A 9,089-nucleotide genomic window follows, 5' to 3' on the forward strand; every position below is an offset into this window, starting at 1 on the left:
CTGTGGCGCGCGTCACGGGAACCCGCCCCGTGATGCCGGACAGCCGACAGGAGTGACCACAGAGATGCGATCCCGGGTGCGGGCCGGGAATCCCGACGCCTTCGCGGAGCTCTTCGACAGCTACGCCCGCACCGTCTACAACCACGTCTTCCGGCTGACCGGCGACTGGTCCGTCGCGGAGGACGTCATGTCGGCGACCTTCATGGAGGCGTGGCGGCTGCGCGGCACGGTGGAGCCCGAGGGCGGCTCGCTCCGGCCGTGGCTGCTGGGCGTCGCCACCAACCTCGCCCGCAACCACTGCCGCGGCAACCGGCGCTACCGGGCCGCGGCCGCAGCCGCCGTGGCGGCGCCGGCAGCCGTCCCCGACCACGCCGACGAGGTGGCCGGCCGGCTCGACGACCGGCAGCGCATCGCGGTCACGCTGGCACAGCTGAGCGTGCTGCGGCGCCCCGAGCGCGAAGTCCTCGTCCTGTGCCTGTGGGAGGGCCTGGAGTACGTCCAGGCCGCCCAGGTCCTCGGCGTCCCGGTCGGCACCGTCCGCTCCCGGTTGTCCCGCGCCCGCACGAAGCTGCGCAAGCTCGCCGACGCGGAACTGAAGAGGAACAGACGGGAACCCGCCGGTCGGCCCCGACAGACACATGGCGACCGTGCGAACGCGGTCCGGCCCGCACAGGAAGGAATCCGATGAACGCCAACCTTTCCCAGCCCCACCCGGCCGAGTGGGAGGAGACCGAGCACCTCCTGCCGTCCGTGGAGCGGGAACTGCCGGCGGGCCGCCACCAGTTCCACAAGGAGCGCCTCATGACCCGGATCCACGAAGACCTCCGGACCGCCGCCCCCGCGCGCCCGGCCCGCACCACGAGGCCGCGCAGCCCGTTCCTGCGTCGCGCCGTCCTCCTGCCCGCGGCCGCCTGCGTCCTGGCCGCCACGATCGGGACCGGCGTCCACCTCCTCGGCCCCGGGGACGCCACGGACCACGGCTCCGGCCTCGCCACCGGCCCGCTGCTGACCACCCGGATCGGCGTCGCCGACCCCAAGGGCGCCCCGCAGCTCCTCGACCGCATCTCCCTGGCCAGCGCGGCCGTCCCGGGCCCGTCGCCGGTGCGCGAGAACCAGTTCGTCTACATCGGCTCGAAGTCGGCTGGCACCCACGTGCGGACCGACCACGGCAAGAGCACCCTGGTCAGCGACGAGCTGCACCAGCGCGAGACCTGGAGCTCCCCGGACGGCACCAAGGGCTGGCTGATCGAGCGCGGTGTCACCGGCCCCGAGGGCATCACCCTGGCAGGGCCCACCGAGACGGGCCAGGCCCCGACGGCGAACCTCAACGCGCCCACGTACAACTACCTCGCAACCCTGCCCACCGACCCGGACGCACTGCTGCGGAAGATCTACGAGGAGACCCGGGGCAAGGGCCGCACCCCCGACCAGGAGGCGTTCACCACCATCGGCGACCTCCTGGGCGGGAGCTACCCGCCGGCCGCCCTCACGGTCGCGCTCTACAAGGCCGCGGCGAAGATCCCCGGCGTGGTCACGGTGGACGACGCGGTCGACGCCGTCGGCCGGCACGGGGTCGCGGTCGCCCGCCTGGACGACACCTCCGGCCTGCGCACCGAATGGATCTTCGACAGCACGACCCTCGCGTTCCTCGGCGAGCGCAGCGTCCAGGTCGAGGGGGAGTCCGGCGAGAACGGCCTGATCAAGCCCGGCACGGTGGTGTTCACCCAGGCCGTGATGACGCGTGCGATCGTCGACCGGATCAAGGAGGCGCCGACCGGGAGCTGATGGCGGCGAGGGCCCGGTCCGGCGAAACGGTCCGGGCCTTCGAAGCGGGCCTTCGAACCGGGCGGCGGCGGAGACAACCGCAACCACGGTGGGTCTGTGCTCCGCCCGGCCCGCTCAGACACGCCCGTAGCGGGCCGCCTGGTCGGCGAACTCCTGGGCCATCTCCTCGGAAACGGTCGGACGGGTGCGGTGGATGGCGTCCAGATAGTCCTGGGTGCTGGGCTGGGTCCGCTCCCCGGTGTCCAGCGTGCGTTCGAACGTGCTCTGGGCGACCGCCATGGCGACCTGCCTGATGTCGGCCGGAGTGAAGCCCTCGCTGGCTCCGGCGAGGACCGCGGTGTCGGCGGCGGTACCCGATTTCGCCGTGTAGCCGGCCCACAGCGCGACGCGGGCCGCGGAGTCGGGCGGCCCGACCGGCAGGACGTAGTCGAACCGGCCGTGGCGCAGGAACGCCGGGTCCAGGGCGGCCACCGAGTTGGTGGCACAGACGAGGAGCCGGCCGTCGCGGTCACGGAACCGCACGATCGACTTGAGGAGTTCGTTGGCCACGCCGACCGACGCGGGGTCGGCGTGGCTGCGCGTACCGGCGACCTCCTCGACCTCGTCGATGAAGAGCAGAACGTGGTCGAGCTGCGCCACCTCCTCGAAACGGCGGCCGAGTCCGCTGGCCAGCCCGTCCCCGGACGCGAGCCGGGAGGGGAAGATCTCGACGAACGGCCAGCCGAGCCGACCGGCCACGGCCTTGGCGAACGTGCTCTTGCCCGTGCCCGGCGGGCCGAACAGCACGACCGCGCGGGGCGGTTCCACCCCGTGGGCGTCCGCCAGCTCGGGGTTGGCCAGGGGCAGCACCAGGCGTCGTTCGATGAGCCGCTTCTCGTCGGCCATGCCCGTGAGCCGCTCCCAGAGACGGGCTTCGGGCATGACCGCGCCCAGCATCGCCAGGACCGTCGCGCCCTCGGCGCTGACGGCCTCGGACTTCTCGAAGTACGTGAGCCCCCGATGGGGGCGGAATCCGGAGTTGACCAGTGCGGTGGCGCCGGTCTCGTCATCGGGCAGCAGCGCTGCGACGATCCTGGCGCCGGCGTCCCGCAGACGGTGCTCCAACGCGGACAGCAGGGCGGTGCCGATGCCGAGGTTGCGCCAGGCGGGGTGCAGGGCGATGCGCAGCACCCATGCCCGCTCCCCGTCCACCCGGCCCACCGCCGCGCCCACGAGATGTCCGTCGGCCACCACGACGACGCTCGGATCCCGTGCCTGCAGCGCCGCGACCACGTCGGCGAGGCGGAAGACGGCGGGGCGACCGGTGGTGGAGCTCTCGGCATCGAGCCGGACCATCGCTTCGAGGTCGTCCGGCGTGAAGTCCCGGACATGCCAAACAGCCATACGCCGCTCTCGAACGTCGCGCACCCTGGACTTCCATCATCGGTCCGTCCCGGCCTGGTCGCCCGCCCGGACGAGCGGTCACGGCCGCTTCGCGCCGGAGGTCCGGGAGGCGGTGCCGGAGCGCTCAGCCGAGCAGGAGTTCCACCGCCGGGGTGTGGTTCCCGGTCGCGGAGGCGCCGGCCATCGCCGAGGCGGCCGTCGCGGGGGCGGTGCCGGGCGGTACCACCAGGAGCAGGAAGTGGTCCTGGAAGCCCCGGGTGACGCTGATCGTCGCGTCGCTGCCGGCGAACCAGTTGATCCTGATCACCAGGCCGTTCGCCGCGACGGACCGGGGCACGACGTCCCACGCCGAAGTGTCGAGACCGACCCGGACGATGCGCCCGAAGTGGGCGCCGAGTGCGGTGATCAGATCGGGCAGCTCGGTGGCGACGTGGTTCGAGCGGGGCCACCAGGCACCGTCGAAGACGCCCTCCCGCGACATCGTCGGCTCCAGTTCCAGCCGCGGCAGCAGCGGGCTGCCGGGCACCGACCACGGCCCGGTGGAGGAAGGGTTGGGGAGGGGGATCGGCATCATCCGAGGCCGCCCGTCCGGTCCATGAGGGACCCGTCATCACCCAGGGCGACGTCGACGCTGATGCCGGTGTGCGGAATGTCCTCGGTTGTCTCCCACGCTACTCCGCAAAGTCTTCACTGGGCCGCCCACCACGGGAGTAGTCTCAAAGACATCCAGGGCATTCCGATTCCGGCACCCGTTCCGGCTTCGTTCTGGGTGAAGGACAGTCCGGCAGGCTCCGCTCCGGCGGCCGGCCGGAGACGGGACCGGTGAACGCCGTGACCACTCACTCCCCCCAGCTCGTACGGCCCGGCCACGGCCTCACGGTCGCCGACGCCATGGAGCCCTGCGACTACCAGATAGCCGACGACAACACCGTCGACCAGGCCAACGCCATCTTCCGCGGCGCCGACATCGAGTACCTGCTCGTCCGCGACCACGACGGCCGGTGCGAGGGGCTGGTCACCCGGACCGGGCTCCACCCGTCCCTGGACCTCCCCTTGTGCACCGAGCGGACCGCGATCAGCGCCACCTCGCACCAGCGCGGTCCGTTCGCCTGGCCGACCATGGGTCTGGCCCTGGCCGCGATCGCGATGCAGATCAAGCACCTGGCGGTCTGGCCCGTCGTCGACGAGGACGGCTACATCCTCGGCGTCCTCACCGCGGACCGCGCCACCGGCCTGCTCGCCGTCGCACCGACCCCGTGAAGCAGCCGGTGCACCCCGCTGCCCGGCCGGAATGCGGCCGGACCGACCGGGGACCGGAACCGAGGCCACACACGACGAAGGCCCGGGCCGCTGAGCGGTCCGGGCCCTCTGCCGGCGGAGGATACGAGATTCGAACTCGTGAGGGATTGCCCCCAACGCGCTTTCCAATTGTTCGTCCGGCTGTCCGGGGGAGGCCGTGCAGGCCCTGACCTGCGGCGGAGTGGCTCGTTCGGCAGGATTCGGACACTGCTGTACGAGGGTGAATGCAACCGAAACTGCAACCATGCCCGAGTGTCGGCGGCCTGCTGATCAGTGGGCCGGGGTGGCTTCTCGATCCAGGGTGCGCTTGATCACGCGGATACCCTGGTCGACCATTTCGGCGATGGGCTCCCCGAGGCTGTCCGGTGTCACGTCGATGATCCAGACGAAGCGACTGCGGTTCTCGGTGTCGCTGATGACCTGCATGGACGCGTGGTGGTGCTTGGCCTTCAGGGAGCCGCCGATCACCGAGTAGGCGATGCGCCGGGCCTCGTCGTCGATGTCGACGATCAGCTCGTGCACCACGGTGCCGCTCGCGAAGGTCACGATCCTGATGTCGCCCTCGACGCGGGTGCCGGTGACAAAGCCCGGCGCGAGGCGTTTGTGGACCTCACCGAAGTCGCGGACAGCGGCCCAGACGTTCTCGGGAGTGTCGTCGATCAGGACGTCGCGGTGGATGGACGCCATGGGTGGGTCTCCTCGCTGTGGGGGTGCTCAGTTGCCGGTGGTGTCGGCGGTGAGACAGAACGGGTGGCCCTCGGGGTCGGTGAGGACGATCCACTGGCCGTCGCCCGGCTGGAACACGGGGCGGGAAGCTCCGATGCCGAGCAGTTCCTCGGTCGCGCCGTCCAGGTCGGTGACGGTGAAGTCGAGGTGCATGTACGTGGCGCCGTCGGGCCAGCCCGGCGCCTGGTGGCCCTCGACGCGGACGAAGGCGAGCTGGACCGGGGTGCCGTCGCCCAGGGACGCGAAGTCCTGGTCGCTGTAGGCGATCTCCCACCCGGTGGCCTTCTGGTAGAACGCGGCGAGCGCGGCCGGATCAGCGCATTCGATGACGACCGTGCCGAGCTGCTTGAGAGCAGGCATCCTGACAACTCCTGAGTGTCGGTGTTGGACGAGGCGCGAAGGGAACGGCCCTCGCACCCCGCCAGCGTGCTCCCCGCGACAGGCCCCCGTCTTGAACATCCTTGCGCGGCTGTCAGACCGGCCGCGTAGCGTTCGAAGGGTGCTCACCGCCGTTCCCGTCGCCACTCGTCCCGACTTCGACATCAGCGCGGTGGCCTGCCGCGACGACCACACTCGCTGGTCGGCACCGGAAGTTCGCGACGACTACCGCGTGGTGCTCGTGCGTCGCGGACGGTTCCGCAGGATGGCGGCCGGCGTGCCCGCCGACATCGACGCGACCCTGGCCTATGTGGGAGCCCCGGCCGAGGAGGAGAGCTTCGCCCACCCCGTCGGCGGTGATCTCTGTACGGCGATCAGCGTGACGCCGAAGCTGTGGAGCTCCCTGACCGGGGACGTCGCGGGGCAGGCCGCGCGGACGGTTTACGTCGACCCGCGTCTGGACCTGGCTCACCGTCGCCTCCTCGCCGCTGCTGAGTCGGGAGATGTCGACTTCGCGCTCTCCGAGGAACTGCTGGCTCTCCTGTCGACCGCCATCGGCCGGATCACGACCGGACGAACACCGATCGCCGAAGCGTGCGCCCGACACGACCGGGACCTCGTGGCAGCGGCCCGCGAGGCGATCACCGAAGGAGACCCGGCCTCGGACACGCTGTTCTCCTTGGCCGAGTTGCTCGGTGTCTCTCCCTACCGGCTGAGCCGGGCGTTCCCGCGTGAGCTTGGTGTGTCGGTGACCCGCTACCGCCACCGCGTCCGTATCGGCAGGGCCCTCGACCGCCTGGAGGTCGGCGAACAGAGCCTCAGTACCCTCGCCGCCGACCTCGGTTATGCCGACCAGGCTCATATGACCCGGACCATGCGCCAGTACCTGGGCCACACGCCGACGGCGGTGCGACGACTTCTGGCGTCCGCACACTGACCATGCCGACCTTGGCGGGGCGGGGCCGACCGAGACGGAGGACGACGATGGCCCGGACCGCGATGCGGTCCGGGCCATCGGTTGAGCCGGCGGAGGATACGAGATTCGAACTCGTGAGGGGGTGTCCCCAATGCGCTTCCGCTGAGCCCCCTGATCCGGCCCGTGTCGAGGAGCTTTCCGCGATGGCCTGGCGGAGCCGGCGGGATGGTGCGATCATCCACCGATCGTTCCCGGTCCGCGACGATGACCGGATCCGGACCGGACAGGGGGAGTTGGACGTGCCCAGCACCGAACTGAGCCGCAGCTACGACATTGCGGCGACCCCCGCCGCTGTGCTCTCACATCTTGCGGAGCCCGAGAACTACATCGGTCTCTCCCCGCTGCTCGTGGACGTGCGGGACGTGCGGTGCGAGGGCGGGGTGACGCACTACGCGGCCGTCGAGCGGTTTCGGTTCCTCGGACTGGTCAGCCACGACAACGTCATCCAGGTCACCCTGCGCACCGAGAGCGCCCGGCTGCCGGGCGAGGCGACGGTCAGTGGCGAGGTGGTCAGCCCTGGTGGCGTGCGGATGGACTACCGCTTCGCCGTCACCGCCCGGGACGGCGGTGGGTCTATGGTGGTCGACACGCTGCAGCTGCACGCGCCGTTCGGCCTGCTCCGCTACGCGGCTGGGAAGGCCGGAGCGGTGCAGGCCGAACGCGGCCGAGTGCTGGCCCGGCGGCTGGGCGCCGGCAACTGAGGCGGGCGGGCCAACTGCTGCGGAGGTCGAGATCGCGAAACGACGAAGGCCCGGACCGCTGTGCGGTCCGGGCCTTCTGCCGGCGGAGGATACGAGATTCGAACTCGTGAGGGATTGCTCCCAACACGCTTTCCAAGCGTGCGCCCTAGGCCTCTAGGCGAATCCTCCGTGGGAGAGCTTAGTACATGTTCAGGGGTGCTCGCGACCACGTATCTCGTAGGTGGGGGAGGGGCGTGACCTGCGGATCGGGGTGGTGGAGGTGGAGGGCGGGGATCGGGTACTGTTGGGGGCAGCCCCTCGTGTGGCGTCATCTCTCTGAACCCCCCCAGGGCCGGAAGGCAGCAAGGGTAGGAGGGCTCTGGCGGGTGCGCGAGGGGTCTTTGCGTTCCCGGGGGCGGGGCGGCCCGGTCGAAGGGTGGCCGAGGGGCCGAAGGGTGACCGAGGGGCGACGCGTTTGTCGGCCCGTCCCGATATCGTCGGTGGTGTGTCCCTAGCCCTGTACCGCCGCTATCGCCCCGAGACTTTCGCCGAGGTCATCGGGCAGGAGCACGTGACCGCTCCGCTCCAGCAGGCCCTGCGCAACAACAGGGTCAACCACGCGTACCTGTTCAGCGGCCCGCGCGGCTGCGGGAAGACGACGAGCGCGCGCATCCTGGCCCGTTGCCTGAACTGTGAGCAGGGGCCGACGCCGACGCCGTGCGGCGAGTGCCAGTCCTGCCGGGACCTGGCGACGGGCGGGCCCGGGTCGATCGACGTGATCGAGATCGACGCGGCGTCGCACGGTGGTGTGGACGACGCGCGCGAGCTGCGCGAGCGGGCGTTCTTCGCGCCGGTGCACAGCCGGTACAAGATCTTCATCCTGGACGAGGCGCACATGGTGACCTCGGCCGGCTTCAACGCGCTGCTCAAGGTGGTGGAGGAGCCGCCGGAGCACCTCAAGTTCATCTTCGCGACCACGGAGCCGGAGAAGGTGATCGGGACGATCCGCTCCCGCACGCACCACTACCCGTTCCGACTGGTGCCGCCGGGCACGCTGCGCGACTACCTGGCCGAGGTCTGCGGGCGCGAGCAGATCCAGGTGGAGGACTCCGTCTTCCCGCTGGTGGTGCGGGCCGGTGCCGGGTCGGTGCGTGACTCGATGTCGGTGATGGACCAGTTGCTCGCCGGCGCCGGCGAGGGCGGCGTGACGTACCAGATGGCGACCGCGCTGCTCGGGTACACGGACTCGGCGCTGCTGGACGAGGTGGTGGACGCCTTCGCCGCGCACGACGGGGCGACGGTGTTCCAGGTGATCGACCGGGTGGTCGAGGGCGGGCACGATCCGCGCCGGTTCGTGACGGACCTGCTGGAGCGCCTGCGGGACTTGGTGATCCTGGCCACCGTGCCGGACGCCGGCGAGAAGGGGCTGATCGACGCCCCGGCGGACCGGGTCTCGATCATGCAGGCCCAGGCGGACGCCTTCGGGGCGGCCGAGCTGAGCCGTGCGGCGGACATCGTCAACACCGGGCTGACCGAGATGCGGGGGAACGCGGCGCCGCGTCTCCAGCTGGAGCTGATCTGCGCCCGGGTGATGCTGCCGGGCGCGTACAGCGACGAGCTGTCGTTGCAGGCGCGGCTGGACAAGCTGGAGCGGCGGGCGTCGGCCGGGGGCTTCGCGGCTCCGGTGGCCGGGCAGATGGCGCCGCCCATGGCCGCGGCGGCCCCGATGGCGGTCGTGCCCGCCGCGGCGCCCGGGCAGGGCGTCCCGGTGCCGGTGGAGGCCGTGCAGGCGCCGCCGGTGCAGGTCGCGCCGGTGCAGCCGGCCCCCGTCCAGCCGGCCCCCGTCCAGGCGGCGCCCGCCC

10 protein-coding genes, 1 tRNA gene and 1 other RNA gene are annotated in these 9,089 nt (G+C 71.4%); 7 read left to right on the forward strand and 5 right to left on the reverse strand.

All coding sequences use genetic code 11. From position 1 onward, the window contains the following. Positions 1–64: 64 nt before the first annotated feature. Positions 65–688 carry an RNA polymerase sigma factor gene (locus ACFC1F_RS15375; RefSeq protein ID WP_376158584.1) on the forward strand — a complete coding sequence of 208 codons (624 nt, stop codon included), beginning with the start codon at positions 65–67 and terminating at the stop codon, positions 686–688. Further along, a complete protein-coding gene (locus ACFC1F_RS15380; RefSeq protein ID WP_376158586.1) occupies positions 685–1,785 on the forward strand; it encodes a CU044_5270 family protein in 1,101 nt (366 codons plus the stop codon). The genes ACFC1F_RS15375 and ACFC1F_RS15380 overlap by 4 nt, the downstream gene beginning before the upstream one ends. Positions 1,786–1,899: 114 nt before the next feature. Here the strand turns inward: ACFC1F_RS15380 and ACFC1F_RS15385 are convergent, their stop codons facing one another. Together ACFC1F_RS15385 and ACFC1F_RS15390 are read right to left on the reverse strand one after the other, a co-directional pair. Continuing rightward, complete coding sequence (locus ACFC1F_RS15385) at positions 1,900–3,168, reverse strand: ATP-binding protein (protein ID WP_376158588.1); 1,269 nt, start codon at positions 3,166–3,168, stop codon at positions 1,900–1,902. 124 nt (positions 3,169–3,292) lie between these two features. After that, positions 3,293–3,742: a DUF5994 family protein gene (locus tag ACFC1F_RS15390; protein WP_376158590.1), complete on the reverse strand. Its 450-nt coding sequence runs from the start codon at positions 3,740–3,742 to the stop codon at positions 3,293–3,295. Positions 3,743–3,999: 257 nt separating this feature from the next. Between ACFC1F_RS15390 and ACFC1F_RS15395 the strand changes: the two genes are divergently transcribed. Next, positions 4,000–4,428 (forward strand): CBS domain-containing protein, encoded by a 429-nt coding sequence (locus tag ACFC1F_RS15395; RefSeq protein ID WP_376158592.1) that lies wholly within the window; start codon positions 4,000–4,002, stop codon positions 4,426–4,428. Between the two features lie 309 nt (positions 4,429–4,737). Here the strand turns inward: ACFC1F_RS15395 and ACFC1F_RS15400 are convergent, their stop codons facing one another. Both ACFC1F_RS15400 and ACFC1F_RS15405 read right to left on the reverse strand, forming a co-directional pair. Then, on the reverse strand, positions 4,738–5,154 hold the full coding sequence (locus ACFC1F_RS15400) for an SRPBCC family protein (RefSeq protein WP_209416356.1): 417 nt from the start codon (positions 5,152–5,154) through the stop codon (positions 4,738–4,740). A gap of 27 nt (positions 5,155–5,181) precedes the next feature. After that, positions 5,182–5,553 carry a VOC family protein gene (locus ACFC1F_RS15405; protein ID WP_376158594.1) on the reverse strand — a complete coding sequence of 124 codons (372 nt, stop codon included), beginning with the start codon at positions 5,551–5,553 and terminating at the stop codon, positions 5,182–5,184. Between the two features lie 139 nt (positions 5,554–5,692). On the opposite strand from ACFC1F_RS15405, the gene ACFC1F_RS15410 reads away from it, so the two are divergent. Then, entirely contained in the window at positions 5,693–6,508 is an 816-nt protein-coding gene (locus tag ACFC1F_RS15410) for a helix-turn-helix domain-containing protein (protein WP_376158596.1), read from the forward strand. 278 nt (positions 6,509–6,786) lie between these two features. Next, positions 6,787–7,248 carry an SRPBCC family protein gene (locus ACFC1F_RS15415; protein ID WP_376158598.1) on the forward strand — a complete coding sequence of 154 codons (462 nt, stop codon included), beginning with the start codon at positions 6,787–6,789 and terminating at the stop codon, positions 7,246–7,248. Positions 7,249–7,331: 83 nt separating this feature from the next. Here the strand turns inward: ACFC1F_RS15415 and ACFC1F_RS15420 are convergent. Continuing rightward, positions 7,332–7,416, reverse strand: a tRNA-Ser gene (locus ACFC1F_RS15420). Between the two features lie 123 nt (positions 7,417–7,539). Here ACFC1F_RS15420 and ffs point away from each other — a divergent pair. Beyond that, positions 7,540–7,630, forward strand: an RNA gene (ffs, locus tag ACFC1F_RS15425) — signal recognition particle sRNA small type. Between the two features lie 102 nt (positions 7,631–7,732). Continuing rightward, positions 7,733–9,089, forward strand: a 1,357-nt coding sequence (locus ACFC1F_RS15430; RefSeq protein WP_376158600.1) for a DNA polymerase III subunit gamma and tau, incomplete at its 3' end; no start/stop codon positions are given.

It is taken from the genome of Kitasatospora sp. NPDC056181 (genome assembly GCF_042266225.1).
Taxonomy (GTDB): Bacteria; Actinomycetota; Actinomycetes; order Streptomycetales; family Streptomycetaceae; genus Kitasatospora.

Bases quoted from the DNA above. Each gene is read 5' to 3' on its own strand.
- ACFC1F_RS15375 (WP_376158584.1), top strand. From the start codon at position 65: ATGCGATCCCGGGTGCGGGCCGGGAATCCCGACGCCTTCGCGGAGCTC.
- ACFC1F_RS15380 (WP_376158586.1), top strand. From the start codon at position 685: ATGAACGCCAACCTTTCCCAGCCCCACCCGGCCGAGTGGGAGGAGACC.
- ACFC1F_RS15385 (WP_376158588.1), bottom strand. From the start codon at position 3,168: ATGGCTGTTTGGCATGTCCGGGACTTCACGCCGGACGACCTCGAAGCG.
- ACFC1F_RS15390 (WP_376158590.1), bottom strand. From the start codon at position 3,742: ATGATGCCGATCCCCCTCCCCAACCCTTCCTCCACCGGGCCGTGGTCG.
- ACFC1F_RS15400 (WP_209416356.1), bottom strand. From the start codon at position 5,154: ATGGCGTCCATCCACCGCGACGTCCTGATCGACGACACTCCCGAGAAC.
- ACFC1F_RS15405 (WP_376158594.1), bottom strand. From the start codon at position 5,553: ATGCCTGCTCTCAAGCAGCTCGGCACGGTCGTCATCGAATGCGCTGAT.